Source organism: Rhizobium sp. PL01, assembly GCF_033447125.1.
GTDB lineage: Bacteria > Pseudomonadota > Alphaproteobacteria > Rhizobiales > Rhizobiaceae > Pararhizobium.
In genome coordinates this window covers 17,924-37,656 of sequence record NZ_JAWQUM010000005.1, presented here as the reverse complement: position 1 = coordinate 37,656, position 19,733 = coordinate 17,924, and the positions used below count along the sequence as shown (strand labels likewise).

At 60.5% G+C, this 19,733-nt stretch carries 22 protein-coding genes; 8 read left to right on the top strand and 14 right to left on the bottom strand.

Annotated elements, in window-relative coordinates:
- Positions 1 to 81 precede the first annotated feature (81 nt).
- Positions 82 to 1,140 carry a heat-inducible transcriptional repressor HrcA gene (gene hrcA, locus R6X40_RS13360; protein ID WP_412178378.1) on the bottom strand — a complete coding sequence of 353 codons (1,059 nt, stop codon included), beginning with the start codon at positions 1,138 to 1,140 and terminating at the stop codon, positions 82 to 84.
- Positions 1,141 to 1,350: 210 nt separating this feature from the next.
- Here hrcA and rph point away from each other — a divergent pair, with 210 nt between their 5' ends.
- The 4 genes from rph (at position 1,351) to hemW (ending at position 4,617) form a co-directional block, all read left to right on the top strand.
- A complete protein-coding gene (gene rph / locus R6X40_RS13355) occupies positions 1,351 to 2,070 on the top strand; it encodes a ribonuclease PH (protein WP_318414641.1) in 720 nt (239 codons plus the stop codon).
- Positions 2,071 to 2,073: 3 nt separating this feature from the next.
- Complete coding sequence (locus R6X40_RS13350; protein ID WP_318414282.1) at positions 2,074 to 2,469, top strand: VOC family protein; 396 nt, start codon at positions 2,074 to 2,076, stop codon at positions 2,467 to 2,469.
- Positions 2,470 to 2,511: 42 nt separating this feature from the next.
- A complete protein-coding gene (gene rdgB / locus R6X40_RS13345; protein ID WP_318414280.1) occupies positions 2,512 to 3,156 on the top strand; it encodes an RdgB/HAM1 family non-canonical purine NTP pyrophosphatase in 645 nt (214 codons plus the stop codon).
- Between the two features lie 285 nt (positions 3,157 to 3,441).
- Positions 3,442 to 4,617, top strand: coding sequence for a radical SAM family heme chaperone HemW (gene hemW / locus R6X40_RS13340; RefSeq protein WP_318414278.1), 1,176 nt, complete (start codon positions 3,442 to 3,444; stop codon positions 4,615 to 4,617).
- A 3-nt stretch (positions 4,618 to 4,620) separates the two neighbouring features.
- On the opposite strand, the gene R6X40_RS13335 is transcribed toward hemW, so the two are convergent.
- The gene (locus R6X40_RS13335) at positions 4,621 to 5,133 is read right to left on the bottom strand and encodes a MarR family winged helix-turn-helix transcriptional regulator (RefSeq protein ID WP_412178377.1); all 513 of its coding nucleotides are present in this window, start codon (positions 5,131 to 5,133) and stop codon (positions 4,621 to 4,623) included.
- A 58-nt stretch (positions 5,134 to 5,191) separates the two neighbouring features.
- Here R6X40_RS13335 and R6X40_RS13330 point away from each other — a divergent pair, with 58 nt between their 5' ends.
- On the top strand, positions 5,192 to 6,094 hold the full coding sequence (locus R6X40_RS13330) for an EamA family transporter (RefSeq protein ID WP_318414277.1): 903 nt from the start codon (positions 5,192 to 5,194) through the stop codon (positions 6,092 to 6,094).
- Here R6X40_RS13330 and R6X40_RS13325 read toward each other — a convergent pair.
- From R6X40_RS13325 to R6X40_RS13280, 10 genes are all read right to left on the bottom strand, one after another.
- Positions 6,084 to 6,866, bottom strand: coding sequence for a pyrroline-5-carboxylate reductase family protein (locus tag R6X40_RS13325; protein WP_318414275.1), 783 nt, complete (start codon positions 6,864 to 6,866; stop codon positions 6,084 to 6,086). The genes R6X40_RS13330 and R6X40_RS13325 overlap by 11 nt on opposite strands.
- On the bottom strand, positions 6,863 to 8,110 hold the full coding sequence (locus tag R6X40_RS13320) for an aminopeptidase (RefSeq protein WP_318414274.1): 1,248 nt from the start codon (positions 8,108 to 8,110) through the stop codon (positions 6,863 to 6,865). The genes R6X40_RS13325 and R6X40_RS13320 overlap by 4 nt, the downstream gene beginning before the upstream one ends.
- Before the next feature lie 88 nt (positions 8,111 to 8,198).
- Entirely contained in the window at positions 8,199 to 9,083 is an 885-nt protein-coding gene (locus tag R6X40_RS13315; protein ID WP_318414273.1) for an MBL fold metallo-hydrolase, read from the bottom strand.
- A gap of 10 nt (positions 9,084 to 9,093) precedes the next feature.
- The gene (gene ybaK, locus R6X40_RS13310) at positions 9,094 to 9,567 is read right to left on the bottom strand and encodes a Cys-tRNA(Pro) deacylase (RefSeq protein ID WP_318414271.1); all 474 of its coding nucleotides are present in this window, start codon (positions 9,565 to 9,567) and stop codon (positions 9,094 to 9,096) included.
- A 3-nt stretch (positions 9,568 to 9,570) separates the two neighbouring features.
- A complete protein-coding gene (locus tag R6X40_RS13305) occupies positions 9,571 to 9,921 on the bottom strand; it encodes an ArsC family reductase (protein ID WP_318414270.1) in 351 nt (116 codons plus the stop codon).
- 72 nt (positions 9,922 to 9,993) lie between these two features.
- On the bottom strand, positions 9,994 to 10,773 hold the full coding sequence (phnX, locus tag R6X40_RS13300) for a phosphonoacetaldehyde hydrolase (RefSeq protein WP_318414268.1): 780 nt from the start codon (positions 10,771 to 10,773) through the stop codon (positions 9,994 to 9,996).
- Entirely contained in the window at positions 10,770 to 11,900 is a 1,131-nt protein-coding gene (locus tag R6X40_RS13295; protein WP_318414266.1) for a TIGR03364 family FAD-dependent oxidoreductase, read from the bottom strand. Before R6X40_RS13295 ends, phnX begins: the two co-directional genes overlap by 4 nt.
- 180 nt (positions 11,901 to 12,080) lie before the next feature.
- Positions 12,081 to 13,139, bottom strand: a complete 1,059-nt coding sequence (locus R6X40_RS13290) for a succinylglutamate desuccinylase/aspartoacylase family protein (protein WP_318414265.1) — start codon at positions 13,137 to 13,139, stop codon at positions 12,081 to 12,083.
- A 143-nt stretch (positions 13,140 to 13,282) separates the two neighbouring features.
- Positions 13,283 to 14,197: an alpha/beta hydrolase gene (locus R6X40_RS13285; RefSeq protein ID WP_318414264.1), complete on the bottom strand. Its 915-nt coding sequence runs from the start codon at positions 14,195 to 14,197 to the stop codon at positions 13,283 to 13,285.
- 171 nt (positions 14,198 to 14,368) lie between these two features.
- Positions 14,369 to 14,860: a 2'-5' RNA ligase family protein gene (locus R6X40_RS13280; protein ID WP_318414262.1), complete on the bottom strand. Its 492-nt coding sequence runs from the start codon at positions 14,858 to 14,860 to the stop codon at positions 14,369 to 14,371.
- Between the two features lie 351 nt (positions 14,861 to 15,211).
- Here R6X40_RS13280 and R6X40_RS13275 point away from each other — a divergent pair, with 351 nt between their 5' ends.
- Positions 15,212 to 15,739 (top strand): methylated-DNA--[protein]-cysteine S-methyltransferase, encoded by a 528-nt coding sequence (locus R6X40_RS13275; RefSeq protein ID WP_318414261.1) that lies wholly within the window; start codon positions 15,212 to 15,214, stop codon positions 15,737 to 15,739.
- A 54-nt stretch (positions 15,740 to 15,793) separates the two neighbouring features.
- Complete coding sequence (locus R6X40_RS13270; RefSeq protein WP_318414260.1) at positions 15,794 to 16,357, top strand: methylated-DNA--[protein]-cysteine S-methyltransferase; 564 nt, start codon at positions 15,794 to 15,796, stop codon at positions 16,355 to 16,357.
- A gap of 37 nt (positions 16,358 to 16,394) precedes the next feature.
- Here R6X40_RS13270 and R6X40_RS13265 read toward each other — a convergent pair whose 3' ends face one another.
- Positions 16,395 to 17,384: a zinc-dependent alcohol dehydrogenase family protein gene (locus R6X40_RS13265; protein WP_318414259.1), complete on the bottom strand. Its 990-nt coding sequence runs from the start codon at positions 17,382 to 17,384 to the stop codon at positions 16,395 to 16,397.
- A 101-nt stretch (positions 17,385 to 17,485) separates the two neighbouring features.
- Here R6X40_RS13265 and R6X40_RS13260 point away from each other — a divergent pair, with 101 nt between their 5' ends.
- A complete protein-coding gene (locus R6X40_RS13260; protein WP_318414257.1) occupies positions 17,486 to 18,385 on the top strand; it encodes a LysR family transcriptional regulator in 900 nt (299 codons plus the stop codon).
- Between the two features lie 182 nt (positions 18,386 to 18,567).
- Here the strand turns inward: R6X40_RS13260 and R6X40_RS13255 are convergent, their stop codons facing one another.
- Complete coding sequence (locus R6X40_RS13255; RefSeq protein ID WP_318414256.1) at positions 18,568 to 19,695, bottom strand: DJ-1/PfpI family protein; 1,128 nt, start codon at positions 19,693 to 19,695, stop codon at positions 18,568 to 18,570.
- Positions 19,696 to 19,733 lie beyond the last annotated feature (38 nt).

The window sequence follows — 19,733 nt, the reverse complement described above, 5'->3', positions numbered from 1 at the left end:
GGTGTCGATATCGAGCTTTGGAGCCCAAAAATCAAGGGTACAATCGAAAGCTGCCGGAAAAACCGGCCTTCTTCCGGCCGGTTATCGCGACAAACGCGACATCAATTGCGCAGTATAGTCCACCATCGGCACGATGCGCGAATAATTCAGCCGGGTTGGGCCGATGACCCCGACAGCGCCGACGATCTTGTCGTCACCATCCTTGTAGGGGGCGACGATCAGCGACGAGCCGGACAGCGAGAACAGCTTGTTTTCCGAACCGATGAAGATCCGCACCCCCGGCCCGCTTTCGGCCAGATTGAGGATTTCGATCAGGCTGTCCTTCTTTTCCAGATCATCAAACAGCATGCGGAGACGATCGACGTCCTCGGCGCCGGCCAGCCCCTCAAGAAGATTGGCACGGCCGCGCACGATCAGCTGCGTCGGCTTGTCATCAGCCTCGCTGCCCGACCAGATGGCGAGGCCACGCTCGACCAGATCCTGGCTCAGCGTATCGAGTTCGCGCCGGACGGTTTCCTTGACCTTTTCAAGCTGGCCGCGCACCTCGGGCAAGGTCTGTCCGGCAAGATGCGCATTCAGGAAATTGGCGGCTTCCGTCAACTGTGAACTGGTCACACCGGCCGGAAGTTCGATGATCCGGTTTTCCACCTGATCATGTTCGCCGACGAGCACGGCCAGCGCCTTGGTGGGCGCGAGCCGGACGAATTCGACATGCCGCAGCACCGGATCGTTCTTGGTGGTAATGACCAGCCCTGCCCCACGCGACATGCCCGACAGCATCTGGCTGGCATCATTGAGCAGCGTTTCGACGGGCTGATCGCGGTCGGCGCGGCGCACGTGCCGGTCGATCGAGGCGCGGTCCTCGGGCGAAAGGTCGCCCACCTGCATGAAAGCATCGACAAAAAAGCGCAGGCCATTCTGTGTCGGCAGGCGCCCGGCGCTGATATGCGGAGAATAGATCAGGCCGAGGTCTTCGAGATCGCTCATGACATTGCGCACGGAGGCCGGTGACAGCGACATCGGCAGAATCCGCGACAGGCTGCGCGATCCGAGCGGCTCGCCGCTTTCGAGATAGCTTTCCACAATACGACGGAAGATTTCGCCAGACCGCTCGTCAAGCGCCGAAAGCCTTTCCCGCATTGCAGATTTATCCAGTACCATTCGAACGCGAAAACCCATGCTGTTGAAGTCAATTGAAATATAGTGATCCCGGCCCGGATAGCAAAAGGGAAATTGGCCGGAAAGCCCGCCTTACAACGCCTTTTGCCGCTCCTCCACTCTTTTAGCGCAAATGATTTCCCTTCCAGCCAACATAGGCTAGAAGGCTGACAAACATCACAGGAGTTCATGATGCGGCCTTCCGGCAGAAAAACCGACCAGATGCGCAAGGTTTCCTTCGAGCGCAATGTTTCCAAACATGCAGAAGGATCCTGCCTGGTAAAGTTCGGCGACACGCATGTGCTGGTGACGGCGAGCCTGGAAGAAAAGACGCCGCCATGGCTGCGCAACAGCGGCAAGGGTTGGGTCACCGCCGAATACGGCATGCTGCCGCGCGCCACTGGCGAACGCATGAAGCGCGAAGCCGCCGCCGGCAAGCAGAGCGGCCGCACCCAGGAAATCCAGCGCCTGATCGGCCGGTCGCTGCGCGCGGTGGTCGATCTGAAGGAACTCGGCGAGCGCCAGATCTCAATCGACTGCGACGTCATCCAGGCCGATGGCGGCACCCGTACCGCCTCCATCACCGGCGCCTGGATCGCACTGCACGATTGCCTGAAATGGATGGAAGCGCGCAATATGATCAAGGTCGAGAAGGTCCTGAAGGACCATATCGCTGCGATCTCATGCGGTATCTTCGCCAACCAGCCGGTGATCGACCTCGACTACCTCGAAGACTCCGCCGCTGAAACCGACGCCAATTTCGTCATGACTGGCTCGGGCGGTATCGTCGAAATCCAGGGCACGGCGGAAGGCAAGCCGTTCTCGGAAGAAGAATTCGGCACGCTGCTCGGCCTTGCCAAGAACGGCATTGCCGAACTGGTCGGCATGCAGAAGCAGGCAATCGAGGGCTGAACCATGGCCGCACCGTTCGAAGGCATTCTGGAGACGGCGCTTTACGTCGACGATCTCGACAAGGCGGAGGCGTTCTACGGCTCCGTTCTCGGTCTCGAGAAAATCAGCCGCGCTGGCAACCGGCATATCTTCTTTCGCTGCGGCCCCGGCGTTCTCCTGATCTTCAATCCGGCGGAGACGATCAAGCCGCCGCTGCCGCATGGCACCACTGGCGCAGGGCATATGTGTTTCCAGGTGACAGCCGGGGATCTGGATGCCTGGCAGGCGAAACTGTCGGCATCGGGGATTGCCATCGAATCCGAGGTGCTTTGGCCATCGGGTGCACGGTCCCTCTATTTTCGCGATCCAGCCGGAAACAGCCTGGAATGCGCCGAAGCCAGCCTCTGGGCTATCGACTGACACGAATGGGCGGCGCCTGTCCGCTGGATGAGAAAGACGCAAATGCGCAAGCTTGAAGACAAGACCCTGATCGTTGCCAGTCACAATGCCGGCAAGATCCGTGAAATCCGCGACCTGATCGGGCCGATGGGCTTTGAAGCCAAGTCGGCGGCCGACCTCAATTTCGTCGAACCGGACGAGACCGGCACGACCTTCGAGGAAAACGCTACGATCAAGGCACTGGCCTCGGCAAAGGCCTCCGGCCTTCCGGCGCTCTCGGACGATTCCGGCCTTGTCGTCGATGCGCTGAACGGTGATCCGGGCGTCTACACTGCCAACTGGGCCGAGACCCCCGACGGCACCCGTGATTTCGCCATGGCGATGCACAAGGTCGAGGTGGCTATTCAGGAAGCCGGCGCGGCAGAATTCGACAAGCGCAGCGGACGCTTCGTCTCGGTGCTCTGCCTTGCCTGGCCGGATGGTCATGTCGAGCTGTTCCGCGGCGAAGTGGAAGGCCATATCGTCTGGCCACCGCGCGGGTCACAGGGCTTCGGGTACGACCCGGTTTTTCAACCGCTCGGCTACGACACGACATTCGGCGAAATGAGCGCGGATGAAAAGCACGGCTGGAAGCCAGGTGATGCCGAGGCGTTGTCGCACCGGGCGCGCGCGTTCAAGCTTTTTGCCGAGACGTGCCTGAGTGCATAAGATTAAAGGTGGCGGAGATGTCCCCGTGACCTTCTGCTGACCGCTGCAAGTGGTTAGATTGAGGTTGACCGAATATCTCTCCTCCGTCATCCCTGTGCTTGTCACAGGGATCCAGTTGCGTCGCGTCTGCGACGCTAGAGACTCTTTCACGCGATAGACATCGCGTGGCTGGATTCCTGTGACGAGCACAGGAATGACGGTGTGGTAAAATTCCGCGCCAACCAGACCTCTTAACACTCGATCTTGATTACACCGCGCCAGAGCGCCTGAAAGACCCTAACCAGAATGGCCACTTTTTCTTCCATCGGCGACAGCAAGGAGCCCGGTTTCGGGATCTATGTGCATTGGCCGTTCTGTGCTGCCAAATGTCCCTATTGCGATTTCAACAGCCATGTCCGCCACCAGCCGGTCGACCAGCCGCGTTTCGTAAGCGCTTTTCTGACCGAAATGGCGGCGATGCGGCATATGTCCGGCCCTCGCACGGTGACCAGCATCTTCATGGGCGGTGGCACGCCATCGCTGATGAACCCGACGACAGTCGAGGCCATCCTGGATGGCATCGCCAATCTCTGGCATGTGCCTGACGGTATCGAAATCACCATGGAGGCCAATCCTTCCAGCGTTGAGGCGACCCGTTTCCGCGGTTATCGCGCCGCCGGTGTCAATCGCGTCTCGCTCGGCGTGCAGGCGCTGAACGACAAGGATCTCAAATTCCTCGGCCGACTACACAATGTCGAGGACGCGCTGAAGGCGATCGGCCTGGCGCGCGATATCTTTCCGCGGATGTCCTTCGACCTGATTTACGCCCGCCCGAAACAGACCGTAGAGGAATGGGAAAAGGAGCTGAAACAGGCCGTCTCCTATGCCGTCGATCACCTGTCGCTCTACCAGCTGACGATCGAGGAAGGCACGCCTTTCTATGGCCTGCACAAGGCAGGCAAGCTGATCGTGCCGGACGGCGAGCATTCCGCCGTGCTCTACGAGGCGACGCAGGAGATCACCGAAGGGTTCGGCATGCCGGCCTACGAGGTTTCCAACCATGCAGCGCCCGGCGCCGAGAGCCGCCATAACCTCACCTATTGGCGCTATGGCGACTATGCCGGCATTGGTCCCGGCGCCCATGGCCGCCTGACGCGCGGCCGCAACAAGATTGCGACGGCGACAGAACGCAAGCCGGAAACCTGGCTGCAACTGGTCGAGGAACATGGCCACGGCATGGTCGATCAGGAAGTGCTCGGTTATGACGAACAGGCCGACGAGCTTTTGCTGATGGGCCTGAGGCTGAAGGAAGGCATCGACCTCGTGCGCTGGCAAGACCTGTCCGGCCGCGAGCCCGATCCCGATCGCGAGCAGTTCCTGATCGAACATGGCTTCATCGAACGGCTGGGCAATTCCCGCCTGCGCTGCACGCCGGCAGGCATGCTGATCCTCGATGCAGTGGTTGCCGATCTCGCCTGCTGAGGCTTACTCGAAAGCTGCGAGATACTTTTTCGCGATCCTATCCAATGCCGCCCTCTCTTCAGGCTCCAGCAGAGCCGTCAGCCGGTGCTGGTTGGCGACATGGGCGGTGACGGCGCGCTCAACCAGAGCGAGCCCCTCCGGCTTCAGCGCGATCAGCACACTGCGGCGATCCTCCGGGTTGGTCAGCCGCTCAACAAGACCCGCTTTTTCCAGTTGATCGATGCGATTGGTCATCGTCCCCGACGTGATCATCGTCGTCGCCAGCAGATCGCCCGGCGATAGCCGGTAGGGCTTGCCGGAACGGCGCAGGGCCGCCAGCACGTCGAAGCTGGCTGACGACAGTCCAAACTCCGAAAATGTCTTCTCGACCTCACGGCCGAGATAGGTCGAGAGCCGCGCCAGCCTGCCGAAAAGGCCCATGGGCTCGACGTCGAGATCGGGCCGTTCGCGGCGCCACTGTGCCAGAATTCTATCGACGTGATCTTCATCCATGGTTTTCTGGTACGTAGAATTCATCTTGACGTCAAGATAATCGATGTTATCCTGATTTTATCTTGAACTCGAGATACTTCAAATGAAGATAAAATCCGCTTCCCTCACCGACATCGGCCTGACCGCCATCGCCCCCGCCATCTGGGGCAGCACCTATGTGGTCACCACCGAATTCCTGCCGCATGGCTATCCCCTAACCGTCGCGATGCTGCGCGCCCTGCCGGCGGGTCTCATCTTGCTGCTGATTGTCCGGCAACTGCCGCACGGCATCTGGTGGGCGCGCAGCTTCATTCTCGGTGCGCTCAACTTCTCGTTCTTCTGGGCGATGCTGTTCGTCTCGGCCTACCGCCTGCCCGGTGGCGTCGCCGCGACCGTCGGCGCCATCCAGCCGCTGATCGTCGTCATGCTGGCACGTATGCTGATCGGCACGCCGATCAAGACGCAGGCCATCGTGGCGGGCATTGTCGGTATGGCCGGTGTCAGCCTGCTGGTTCTGACGCCCGGAGCAGCGCTCGATCCGATCGGCATCCTTGCCGGGCTAGCCGGCGCAGTGTCCATGGCGTTTGGCACCGTTTTGACACGCCACTGGGCACCGCCTGTGTCGAGCTTGACCTTTACGGCGTGGCAACTGACCGCAGGCGGCCTGTTGCTGCTGCCGGTGGCTCTGCTGCTCGAACCGGCCCTGCCGATGCCGACCATGGCCAATGTGCTCGGCATGGCCTGGCTTGGACTGATCGGTGCAGCCTTCACCTATCTGTTGTGGTTTCGCGGCCTGTCCAAGCTTGAACCGGCGGCCGTCGCCTCGCTCGGGTTCCTCAGCCCACTGGTTGCAACCCTGCTCGGGTGGGGCGTGCTGAACCAGAACCTGACGCCGCTGCAGATTATCGGTATGGCCGCCGTGCTGGTCAGCGTATGGCTCGGGCAGCGGGCTCAGATGGCGCTACGTCCTGCAGCGCCGGTCACCGCGAAAACCGTCAGCCCCTAGCGGCCTTATCCTTCGCAGCCGCAAGCCCCTTGGAGATTGGCCCTGCGATATCGGCTGACAGCATCGCCGTCAGGCCGGCGGCGGTGGTTCCACCATATTCGGTGAAGATCCGAACGGTATCGGCCGGTGTTTCCGAAGCACCGGCCAACCAAGTTCCAGCACCGAGAAAGAGCTGGCGGACAGCCGCATCCGCAATATCCGGGGCGACACCGTTTTCAATGGCATCGCGGATCATCGTATCAGCAAAGGCGGCGATGAAAGCGGGACCGGAACCGGTCAGGGCGGTGAAATAATCCAGTTCGCTTTCCGTGGACAATCTGGTCGTCTTACCAGAACAGGCAAAGAAGCTATCGGCGAAGTCCGCATCTGCATCGGTTGCGTCCGGTGTCGAGAGCCAGGGGGTGAAGGACAGTCCCTGTTCGGCGCAGGCATTCGGCATAGCGCGAATGATGCGCCTGCTTTTGAAGCGGGCGAGAAGCGCCGCAGCGGAAACCCGGGCCATGACCGAGATGACCAGCTTGCCCGACAGATCAAGATCCAGCGTATCAAGGTCTTCCGGCCGCACCGACAGAATGACGATATCCGACTGGGCCGCCAGCATTACATTGTCAGTGACGAACCGGATGCCCGGCCAGCCCTCGAAACCTGCCGTCTTGCCGCTGCGCGACGACAGGATGAGATCGGCGGGATCAACGAAACCCTTGGCAAGCGCCGGGCGAAGCAAAGCTCCGCCCAACCAGCCGGTTCCGCCGATGACGCCGAGCGTCGTCAAGCCCACTCGCCCTTGCGCATCACCGGAACCTTGGCGCCATCAGGGCGAACACCGTCGATATCGACTTCGCCGGAACCGATCATCCAGTCGATGTGGATCAGGCTGGAATTGCCGCCCTGCGCCGTGATCTGTTCCTGGCTGAGCGATGCGCCATCGAGGAAGCACTTCGAATAGCACTGGCCGAGCGCGATATGGCAGGAGGCGTTTTCATCGAACAGCGTGTTGTAGAACAGCACGCCGCTGGCCGAGATCGGCGAGGAATGCGGCACCAGCGCCACTTCGCCGAGCCGCCGGGCGCCCTCGTCCGTATCCAGTACCTTGTTCAGCACCTCTTCGCCCTTGATGGCCTTCGCCTCGACGATCCGGCCGCCTTCGAAGCGGACCCGGATATTGTCGATCAGCGTGCCCTGATGTGACAGCGGCTTGGTGCTCGACACATGGCCCTCGACACGCAGCGCATGCGGCGTCGTGAAGACTTCCTCGGTCGGGATATTCGGATTGCAGGTTATACCATTCTTCGCCGTCGAGGCGCCGCCATGCCATTCGTGACCATCGGCGAGCCCGACTGTCAGATCGGTGCCCGGGCCGGTGAAATGCAGGGCGGAAAAACGCTCACCGTTCAGCCACGACGAACGCTTGGCCAGATTGGCATTATGCTCGGCCCAGGCGGCGATCGGATCGGCAACATCGACGCGGGAGGCAGCAAAGATCGCGTTGGCAAGCTTTTCGATGGCGACGTCTTCGGCGTCGTGCGGGAACATCTGCCTGGCCCAGGCTGGGTTGGGATAGGAGACGATATTCCAGTTGATGTCGAAATTGGAAATCTTTTCGAGCGCCGGCTTGTAGGCCATCGACATCGCCTTGTTGGCACGCGCCACCTTGGACGGATCCTGCGCGGCAAGCATCATCGGGTTATCGCCGGAAATCGCCAGACGCGCCGTGTTGCCGCCGAAAGCCTTGGACATGCCATCGTAAAGCCAGCCGCTCGCCTTGTCGAAGCTCTCGTCGGGGGCGTGGGCGTAGCGGGCGAGCGTCGTTTCCTCGTCGGAATAGAACGTCGTCACCAGTCCGGCGCCGGCAATATAGGCATGCTTGGTGATCAGCCGCACCAGCGGCAGCGCGGCGATCGGCGCTGTGATCAGGAGATCCTGCCCGCGCTCCAATCGAAGCCCAACCTTGATGGCGACTTCGGCGAGCTTGTCCAGTTTGACGGGATCGACGGCTTGATGGGCGGGATGTGTCATGGTGTGCCTGTCTGCTGAATTTACATCAAGCGACAGACTTAGTGCGCTTTGCGGCGAAATTGAAGGTGCATTTGCGTGACAGCGCTCATCATCGCAGCGCAGCGGTAACGGCTGCGACATTGCTCTGGTGAACGTCCTCATAGGGCGGGAAATAGAGGATGGCGCCCGATGCGATGTCGGTAGCGGCGAAATCCCTCAGCGATGGGAGCACAGTCTCTCCTTGCGCAATCGCGGCTGACAGACGCTCCAGATAGCGCAGGTTCGCATCGACCAGCGACGGCGCATATCCGCCTTCGGCAATCCGGACCCGATCGCCGTGGCTCGGCAGGATCTTTTCAATCGGCCAGGTCCGCAGGCGCGAGAGTTCACCAATATGCGTGGCGATCTGCCTGGGCTCGGCAATGTAGGTGACGGTATCTTCCAGGGTATCGCCGGCCAGGAGCAGCTTCTCGTCCGGCAACCAGATGACATTGCCGTCCGCACTGTGGATCGCGAAATGATGCAGTTCGACGCGGCGCTGACCGACAGTGAGCTCGAGTTTTTGATCAAACAGCCGTGTCGGCATAATCAGCGGCGATATCGGCGGGTTGGCCGCTTCGATCCTGTCGCAGTTCTCCTGCAGCTTCTGCGCCGTCAGAGCGAGGGCGATGATCTCGCAATCGGCAAAGACGGCGTTGCCGGCAATATGATCCTTGTGCCAGTGGCTGAGCACGACGCGGATCATGCGGACGCCAAGGCTTTCGAGATGCGCGCGGATCGCAGCCGCATGTGCCAAGGAGATATGGGTATCATAGACCAGCGCCTCGTCACCATCGACGATGGCATAGGAGGCAACGCCGAGCGAATAAGCGCCATCGTCCAGCCAGTTCGGGCCTTCGGCATGCAACCGCTTGCCCTCAACACGCCCGTCATAATAGGCGAAGATGCCGGGATAGGGTTCAAGGATCGAAAGCGTCTCAGTCATCTCGGACATTGTGTTTCCCTCAGGCAATCAGGGGTGCAGCGACCGCGTTCAGCGCTTTGCGCGCATCCTCGGGGGCGAGCCGCACCTGCAAGCCGCGCTGGCCGCCATTGATATAGACCAGCGGCTCGGCAAGAGCAGCCTCCTCGATCGCCGTCGGCACCGGTTTCTTCTGGCCGAACGGGCTGATGCCGCCGACATGATAGCCGGTCAGCCGCTCGGCCTCGGCCGGCTTCATCATATTGGCCGATTTGCCATGAAAGGCAGCCGCCAGCCTCTTCATGCTGACCTCGCGATCGGACGGCACGACGACACAGACCGGTTTTCCATCGACCTCCGCCATCAACGTCTTCAGCACGCGGCAAGGCTCTTCACCCAGCGCCTCGGCCGCCGCCATACCGATCCGGTCGGCAGAGGGATCGTAGTCATACGTATGAACCGTGAAGGCCGCTCCAGCCTTTGTCAGCGCAAGCGTGGCACGGGTGCTCTTCGACATGGTCTACCCCTGAAAAAGGCCGCCGTAGATTTCCGGCTTGAAGCCGGCAGTCAGTTTGCCATCATGGTCGAGCATCGGGCGTTTGATCATCGACGGCTGGGCAAGCATCAGGGCGATCGCCTTGTCTGCGTCGAGGTCCTGCTTGTCCGCATCTGGAAGCGCGCGAAACGTCGTACCGGCACGGTTCAGAACCGTTTCCCAACCAAGAGCAGCCGTCCAGCGCTCAAGCGCTTCGCGAGAAATGCCGGAGGCCTTGTAGTCGTGGAAATCATAGGCGATGCCCTGGCTTTCCAGCCAGGTCCGCGCCTTCTTTATCGTGTCGCAATTCTTGATGCCGTAGACAGTCACGCTCATGCTCAATCCCTTTTTTCCAAGGATCGGGATAGCATGAAGACATCGGGCTGAGAATATGCCGATCCGGCCGGATCAGCGCTCCAGCATGTCGATCAGTTGCGGCAGGTCGGCGACGGTTTCGATGATGTGATCGGCACCGGCGGCCTTGAGCTTGGCACCGACCTTTTCATGCAACGCCGCGCGTTCGTTTGGAGACAGTGCTGCCAGTTCGTCCCGCGTCAGGCCGGCCTCGTTGCCCGAAAGCGTCAGGCCAACCGTGATGCAACCGGCGGCCACGCCTTCGGCAATGCCCGGCTCGGTATCATCGACCTTGATGACCGCGCCGGCCGGATAAACCATCAGGTCGAGGAAACATTTGTACATCCCAATTGGCGTCGGGCGGCCGAGCGGCAGGTCGTCGGCGCAGATCAGGTTTTCAGGCGCATACCCCTGCTCGGCCGCGAGCGGCAGGACCCGTTCCATGATCGAACGGGTATAGCCGGTGGTCGAGCCGATCTTGATGCCCTTGGCCCGCAGATAGGCGACCGTTTCCAACGTGCCGGGAACCAGAGTGCAGTAGTCGCTAACCACCTCTTCGTTCAGAGGCACGAAGAGATCATAGACCTTGTCGATGGCACTTTCGTCCGGTGCTACACCCTGCGCTGCGGTCCAGCGCGCGGCAATATGCGGCTCGGACAACATGGCGCTGATATGCGCGCGCTTCGGCAGGCCCATCGGCTTGCGCGCATCGGCAATGGTCACATGGACGCCAAATTTGGCAAAGGTTTCGACAAAGGCACCCATCGGCGCGAAGGAGCCGAAATCGATGACGGTGCCGGCCCAATCGAATATAACGGCCTTGAACTTGCTCATGCGGCACTCCCATAGAGGTCATTGATGGTTTCTTCGCCGATGCCGAACGCCGTCGAAGCGCCGCATCCGGCGGTGACGACGACGAGGCGGACGCTGTCGGACGGTTTGTCGGTAAAACGCCAGCGATCCGGCGAGGATGCATAGGTTCCGAGCCAGCGCTCGGCAATCACGCGGCCCGGTAGATCGAGCACCCTGTCGAACTCCCCGAGGATCAAGTCATCGACCGCATCGGCGGCAAAGGGATCGGGCGTCGTGGAATAATGATGGCTATCCCCGACGATCAGTGAGCCATCGGCCGACTGGGTGACGATCAGATGGATACCGTTGTCCCGTTCTGACTTCAGTTCCGTATCGAGGCGCTTTTTCAGCGGTTCGGCCTCCGGCACGGCAGCATAACCGAGATAACGGCCGAGCCCGAGATCGGACATGACGGCAGTCTTGAAATGGACCGGCTGCTGCGGCCGCACGCGCAGCATCTGCAGCTTGCAGCGGGTAACATTATAGGCAGCAATACGCTCTGCAAAAAGGCCAGTGAAATCATCTCCGGGGCAAACGACCACCGCCTCGGCCTCGATCACGCCATCCGCCGTTTCGACGCGCGGCGGCTCGACAGAGGTAACCGTCGTGTTGCGCAGAAATGTGATGCCAAGCTGCTCTTCGAGAAACCGGGCAAGCAGCGGGATTGCGGTTCGGGATTCGACACGAATTTCGTGCGGGCTATAGAGCGAGGCACGGGCGGCGTCCGTGCGCAGGCAAGACACATATTCCTGGGCCTCGCGCACCGTGATCTTGATGCAGCCCTCCGCCATCTCCGTGCGCAGGAAAGCATCGATCACCGCCTCGGACTCGTCGAACCGTGAGGCCAGCACCATACCGCGCTGGACGACAGCGATACCGGCCTTATCAACCGTTTCCGTCCAGATATCGCGTGCCCGCCGCGCCATGGTCCAGCAATCACCGGCGCCCTGACCGGTGACGGTGACAAACCCGAAATTGCGGACCGAGGCGCCATTGGCCTGCGCATCGCGGTCGATGACGACAACTCTTTTACCGCGTTTCGCCGCCGCATACGCATGGGCGAGACCAACGATACCGGCGCCGGCAACGGCGAGATCATAGATGGGCATGCGTTCCCTCCAGCGTGCCTACGCCGGGCAAGGCCCGGTTTGGCTGGCGGCTAAAGAACGCAAGTTCATAAAGGGAATATGACAACCGCCAGCAGTGCGGCGATTGTCCACTCTAATTCACGCCCCAGGCTCACGCCGCCGGATTTTCACCGCACGCGGCGTGAGGGCGATAACCGTAGATCAGGCCTCCAGCGCACCCGGCTTGCGGACTGCCTTCGTGCGTTCGTCGCAGGCGATTTTCATCAGGTTGTCCCGGCGGCGGGCGAAACGCTGCGAGGTGCGCGTTGCGACAAGGCCTGCCTGGGGTGCGTGGATATCGATCGCACCGCCTTCCATGCCTGGAGCGGTAATGATCGTCGCCAGCAGATCACCGGCCGCGACAGTATCGCCAATGTCACGATGGAACAGTACGGCGCCGGCCTGTGGCGCGCGGATCATCTCGATGTTATCCAACGGCGTCACCCGTCCCTTGTACGGCTCAAGAGGAGTGACATTGCTGCTAACGGCGCCGCGCGCAGCGAGGAAGCGCCAGAGCCCATCGGCATCCTTACGGGCCATACCCGGATAGACATCACGCGTGCCGCGAAGCTCGACTGTGACGGCGAGGCGGCCGGGCAGTTGCTTGGCTTTTTTCTCCGTTGCATGTTTCCAGGCATAACCGACAGCCTCCTCGAAAGCGCTGCTTTCGCCGTCAGCGAGAAACACGGCTTCCATATCGAGCGCCGATGCCAGATCGGCCGCTTCAGGCCAGAAGGCTCCATCGACATAGGTATATTGCACGGACTCATCGTCGCAATGTAGATCGAGCATGAGATCGGCACCCAGCGCCATATGCAGCAGCTGCCGCTTCAGTTGCTCGACTGCGGGATAGCGCTCGAGATCATCAACCAGCGTCTGACGCTCGGAAAGCGGGATCAGCGGGAACTCGCGGTTAAAATTGGTGCGTGAGCCGAGATCGAAGCGCCCCTGCATATCCCCGAAATGCGATTGCGCCGTGCCGATCGGATTGGCCTGCGGCACTATGGTGATATCGCTGAGAATTGTGCCATCGGCATCCGCCTGACGCAGCTTTTCGCACAGGAAGTGCAGCAGTGCAGTGCCGGGAAGCTCGTTGGCATGCAGCGCTGCCTGGATATAGATTTTTGGCGCCTTGTCGTCGCTGCCCTTGAACCGGATGACCGGTAGCCGCCATTCAACACCGGGCGTATCTCCCTTGATGACGATTTCAGAAATATCCATGACGTCCTCCCTTTTGCAATTTCAGGCGCTTATGCGGGTTCGGGCGAATGCGCGCAAGACGCCAAAAATTGCGGCCCAAACACAATCGGCGCGTGGACAGACCACGCGCCGATCAAATGTAAAAGTGCTGGCCGCAGAAAACCCTACTTCTTGTCGAGGAAGGACCGGATCGCCGCGACTGTTGGCTCCGGCTGTTCTTCCATCAACCAATGGCCGGACGCCGGGATGACAACTTCGGTGACATTATCGGCGGCAGCGCGAGCAACCACCGCCATGGTCGGGCCGAACGATTTTTCACCGCCGATGGCAAGGACCGGCATGGGCAGCTTACCCTTGGCCAAAAATTCCTTGTTGTCGATGACATCCTGATCGAAGGCTGCAAACTGGGCAAACCCAGCGTGCATCGCGCCCGGTTGGGCGTAGAGAGCGGCGTAATGCTGGCGCGATGCTTCATCCCATTTCTTCGGATCGGCGGAGAACTCATTCCAGAAGCGATCGAGATAGATGCGTTCACGGCCAGCGACGAGGCGCTCCATATCCGGTCCGCCAAAGCGGAAATGCCACAGCAGCGGATGCTTGAGAATCTCCTCCCACGGGCCAACGCCCGGGATTGGCGCATCCATCAGGACGAATTTGGTGACTGCCTGCGGATATTGCGCAACGAAAGCATAACCCACCATGTTGCCGATATCATGGGCGGCGACATCGGTCTTTTCGACGTTCAACGCCTTCAGCACGCCGGCAATATCTTGCCCTTGCGTCTTCTTGTCGTATCCTTCAGCAGGTTTGGCCGAGAGGCCCATGCCGCGCAGATCCGGTACAATCACCATATGATCCCGAACGAGATTAACCGCGAGCGGCTCCCACATGTCGCCGGTTTCGCCATAGCCATGCAGCAGAACCACAGCCGGCCCCTTGCCGCCAACCCGCACATGCAGCGTCGTGCCATTGGTGGCGATTTCCTTTGTGGCGAATTCTGCGGGATATTGCGCAACGCCATCTGCAAGAGCAGGAGCGGCAAAAGCGATAACGGCACTTGCAATCAACGAACGAAGCATGACGGCATTCCTGCGTTTTCGACAGGCCGGATTGGCTGTCTGATGCGGCCAACATCGCATTGGTTTTGGGTTCGGACTAGCCGCTCAACTCCGGAACTGACGTTCGGAAATACCGAACAATAAAGAATACGCGGAGCCCGCAATCTGCAGGCTCCGAACCACCGATTACCGTCAGTCCAGGAGCGGCCAGCGATCGACATATTCATATTCGCCCTTGCCGACCAAACTGCGGATAAGAACGAACTCACGCGCAATCCACTGGACCGGCTCAGCAAGCATATGCTCGGGAACCGGCGTTTCGTCGTAAAGAAGCGTCATATGCGGCGTGAAGTTCGGATTGTAGGTGAAGTTCAGTCCAACGGCCCACATTTCCTTTGCCAGTTGAACATGCAGATCCATCATCTCTTCGCTGCGCACCGCATTGCCAAGCACGACCGCTCTGGCGTTGGCGAAATGCATGACGCGATCAAACACCACTTCGAACGGCGCGGCCTTGACGGTCGCCATCGCCGCAGCGACAGCAAAGATGATCTCGTCCGGAGAGCCCTGATATTTCCCGATCCCATTCAAAGACACATGCAAGAGCTCACGGGGTCGCGGATACGCCGACAGACCGTGACGCCGGATAACATCCCGGCCGGCATCAAGGGCGATTAGAGACACATCCCGCTCCGGCATGATAGCGAGAAACAGGTTGCTCTTTCCGCGATCATCGACATGTCTGTGATGGGGCCTGAGCGCCTTCCCGCCTCCTCCTTGGCCGAATGAAAAAGACTTCTGTTCACTGCGCAAAACTGCATTCCCGGCTTTTCCAAGCATTGCAGACCTCATCTCTTTTTGGATGGCGCCAGTATACGCGACTCCGAAAAGAGATCAAGAACAAAACAGGAACATTGTGAATTTATTCCCACACTTCGGCGGTAACTCGGCCAGGCCGTTGTTCCAATTTGGCTATTGACCGGCATTTGAATGTCGCCGTGCGCTATGACGCGCGAATGCAAGAAACGGGTGGCGATGACAACAAAACTGAGCGACAGTCACAGCATGGTTTACGTCTGCAAAATGATCCCTTCGCCTGTCGGCCGGCTTGAGCTTGTTGCTCGCGGAGACGGTCTGTCCGCTATTCTTTGGGAGAACGATGATCCGAAACGCGTTCGGCTCGGCAAACGAATGGAGCATGCGAGCCACCCCGTTCTGCTTGAGACGGAACGGCAGCTGGGTGAATATTTTTCGGGCGAGCGGACGGATTTCACCGTAGCCCTGGATTTGGAAGGCACCGCGTTCCAGAAGAAGGTTTGGGAAGCGCTGCTGACGATCCCTTTCGGTGAGACCAGAACCTATGCCGATATTGCCCGGCAGATCGGCAGCCCCAAGGCATATCGCGCCATGGGCGCAGCCAACGGCCGCAACCCGGTGTCGATCATGATACCCTGCCATCGCGCCATCGGGTCCGATGGAAAATTGCACGGCTTTGCCGGCGGGCTGGACGCCAAGCAATATCTGCTGGCGATGGAGAACAGCCGCTTGAAAGCGGCGGCTTGACGAACACGGATCATTCATCGCTCGCCGCTACGGCGCGATAGAAGGGAGCTGAAAATGGCAGAGAGAGCACAGACCTATCATGTTTTCGAAACGGCCGGCGGCTATTGCGGCATTGCCTGGAACGATATCGGCATCACCCGGTTTCAGTTGCCGACCAAAAGTGCTGAAGCCACCGAGCGCAACATTCTGCGACGTGTTCCCGGTGCCGACCCCGGCGTCCCGACACCCGCGGTGACCGAGATCATTGCCGCCGTCAGGCGCTACTTCAACGGCGAGAACATCGACTTTTCCGGCGTGGCGCTCGATCTCGCCGGACAGGAAGAATTCTTCCTGCAGATCTACAATGCGCTCCGCCGGGTCGGCTGGGGCCATACCACCACCTATGGCACGCTGGCAAAAGAACTCGGCGCGGGCCCGAAGGCTGCGCGCGATGTCGGCCAGGCGATGGCCAAAAACCCGGTGCCGTTGATCATCCCCTGCCACCGCGTGCTGGCGGCTGGCGGCAAGGTTGGCGGCTTTTCCGCACCTGGCGGGGCAACAGCCAAGGTGCACATGCTCGAGCTGGAGGGCGTCAACCTCGTCCCGCCGGAACCGGCACAGCAATCGCTCCTGCTTTGAACGATAGGATCGTTGCGGCCGGAGCTGCGACGATCCTTCAAACCGTGACGACAATCTTGCCGAACTGTTCGTTCGATTCCAGAAAGCGATGCGCCTCGATGATCTGCTCGAACGGGAAAGTCCGGGCGATCACCGGGCGTAGCGAACCGGATTCCAACCCCTCCAGAATGAACGCCTTGGCCGCGTCCAACCGTGCCGGGTCGCGCAAAATCTCGTGCACGAGATAGCCGCGCAATGTCAGGGTCTTTGCGAGAACGGCGAAGAGAGGAAACGGCGTCGGCTCGGGACTCAACCCGCCGAATTCGATGAGAATGCCGCCCGTGGACATCGCAGCTGTCAGAGGACCGAAAATCGGGCCGCCGATGGGATCGAGCACGACGCGAACGCCCTGCGGACCAGCAATCTCTTTCAACCGGATTTCCAGATCCTCCTCTGCCGAAGCGACGACATGGGCGGCGCCCATATCGAGCAAGGCCTGCCTTTTTGCGGACGTCCTCGTCACGGCGATCGGGGTTGCGCCGACCATCTTGGCAATCTGGAGGGCTGCAAGCCCGACGCTGCTTGACGCCGCTGTTACGACGACGAAATCCCCGGCCTGAAGCCTGGCAATGTCAATCAACGCGCCGTAGGCTGTCAGATATTGCATCCAGACGGCTGCCGCCTCTTCGAAGCTCAGCGATGACGGATGCCTGACAACAGACCCTGCGGGATAGGTAACGAGTTCGCCATAGGCAGGCCAGCGCACCATGGATACCGGTGGCACGACACTGACAGCATCGCCGCACGCCAAACCGCCAACGCCTTCTCCAACCGCCTCAACGACACCCGCCGCCTCAAGCCCGAGGCCAGACGGCAAAACCGGCGTCTCTATATAGGTGCCAGCACGCAGCAACGTCTCCGCCCGGTTGAGGCCCAGCGCTTTGACGCGGATCTGAACCTCTCCCCACCCCGGGGCTGGAACATCGACGTGCTCGATCCGTAAAACCTCCGGCCCGCCATGCTCATGAAAACGAACGACACGTGACATCCGATAACTCCAAATGAATTGACCTGAATGATCTATGTCACCGGCATTTTTTCCGATAAATTGCACTCTTGGCATAACAGTCGAAACCAGGAGTTTGGAATATGGATCGCCTGACCAGCATGGCCGTGTTCGTCAAGGCCACCGACCTCGGCTCGTTCGCTGCCGCGGCAGAAGCGCTGGAGCTGTCCGGTCCGATGGTCGGCAAGCATGTGCGATTTCTCGAGGATCGTCTGGGCGTGCGGCTGATCAACCGGACGACGCGCCGCCAGAGCCTGACGGATTTTGGCCAGGCCTATTATGACCGTTGCCGGGTGATCCTTGCCGAAACTCAAGCGGCGGATGCATTGGCGGCCGATCAATTTTCAGAGCCGCGCGGAAAACTGCGCGTCACCATGCCGGCCCTACTCGGCAAACACTGCGTGACCCCGATCCTGATGACGCTTGCCCAACAATATCCGATGCTGGAGCTCGACCTGTCACTTGGGGACCGCATCACCGACCTTGCGGAGGGCGGCTATGATCTCGCCATCCGCACCGGAGACCTTGAGGACAAGGCGGGGATCGTCGCCCGCCGCATCGCGCGCCACTGCATGATCGTCTGCGCTTCGCCGGCCTATCTCGACAAGCACGGGCCGCCGCTGCGGATTGAGGATCTCGCTGATCATCAGGCCATCCTCTATACAAGACCGGGCTGGATCCACCCCTGGCTGTTTCCACGCAATGGTCAGCCTGCAATCGAGATCACGCCGCCCAACCGGTTGCGGCTCGATGACCTCGACGCCATCGCCGATGCGGCGACAGCTGGAATGGGAGTGGCATGGCTTCCCTCGTGGCTAATCCGCGAGCGCGTGGCGACCGGTCTACTCGTGCCAGTACTAACGGATCAACAGGCGCATGTTTTCGACAATTATGCGCTCTGGCTGCGCACGCCGCATCTGCCGCTGAAGGTTCGCGTCGCGATTGATGCGCTGGCGGCAGCTTTGCCGAAGGTCATGGATTGAAATGCCTTGTGGAGAACCGGCGACGCGCGCGTAAACGGTCCGTAAAACGCCGTGCCGATTGATGCTATCTGAGAATTGCCCGCTGTGATCAAATACTGGGGCCTGGCAGGCTTCCAACGATCAGTTATGGAACCAGCCGAGTGGACCTCACACCAAACAGCAGCGTACGGACGCTGGCAGCATCATCCGCGTCCCTCCCATAAATATTCGAGCTGGAGTGCAACGAGCCGTGCGGTGCCCGCGCCGTGACGGGCGGCGATACCGGACAATGCGGTATCGAGGCTTTGCGCCGGATGATTTTTCCCAAGAACGGGCAGCGCGAAATCCACTGGCCGCCCTTGCGCCTTGCGGTCGACCTGCAATGTCAGCCCATCGCGCGTGGTGACGAACTCTTCCTCGCCCGTGGTCACAGCCTTCGAGCGATAGGTTCGCGACCAGGCATCCGCCGTCAGGGCCAGCGCAATATCGTCGATACCATTCGAGACGGGCAGGCCGATCGTCTCATGGCCCCAGAAGGCCAGACTATTGCCTGCGACCAGCGATACCCACCCGGCATTGAGGCCGAACCGGTTGCTGTCATGTGCCGCATCATGGTCGTCACTACCGAGATGCTCAGCAAGCCTGGCCGCTGCCCCTGCCCCGGCAATCGCTTCGACCAAGGCAAGCGACACGGGAATGGAAGCGCTGACGCCCGTCGTGGTAACGACACCACGATCGGCGACATAGCGGCGGTCCCTTACCCACTCCATCGCCGGATGAGCACGCCGAAGGCTGCTGGCAGCGTACCAGTGCGTCGTCGCACGCTTGCCATCGAGCAGTCCGGCCCGGCCAAGCACTCTTGCGCCCTCGCAGATGCCGATCACCGTCGACCCTGACGCTGCCTGCCTGCGCAACCAGTCAAGGATCGGCCCCTTGCGATCATCATGGTGAAAGGCCGGCACGATCACGTAATCCGCGCCATCCGGATGCGCCTTGTCGACGGCAGCCAGTGTTGATTGGGGCCGTATGGTCAAGGCTGGCATCAGGGATATCGGCGACGCATCCGGAGCAACGACGGTGACGTCAGCGATACCCGACCGGGTGAGCACCGAATAGGGAACCATCAGGTCGGTGGTTTCCGAGCCGCGATTGTCAGCCAGAATTGCTATCAACGGACGCTGGCGTTTTGGCGGCTTCAGAGCAGCAATCGTGGCGCGTTGCTCTTTCGCCGATGGCGATGGCAAGGCCACGTTTCCGGTGCCGGAACGGCTGCTGCAGGCGACCACGATACCACTGCCAAGAAGGCCCATCAGAAACAATCGTCTTTCCATTTCCCGCCCTTCAGCCATTCCGTTTTCACAAGACCGAG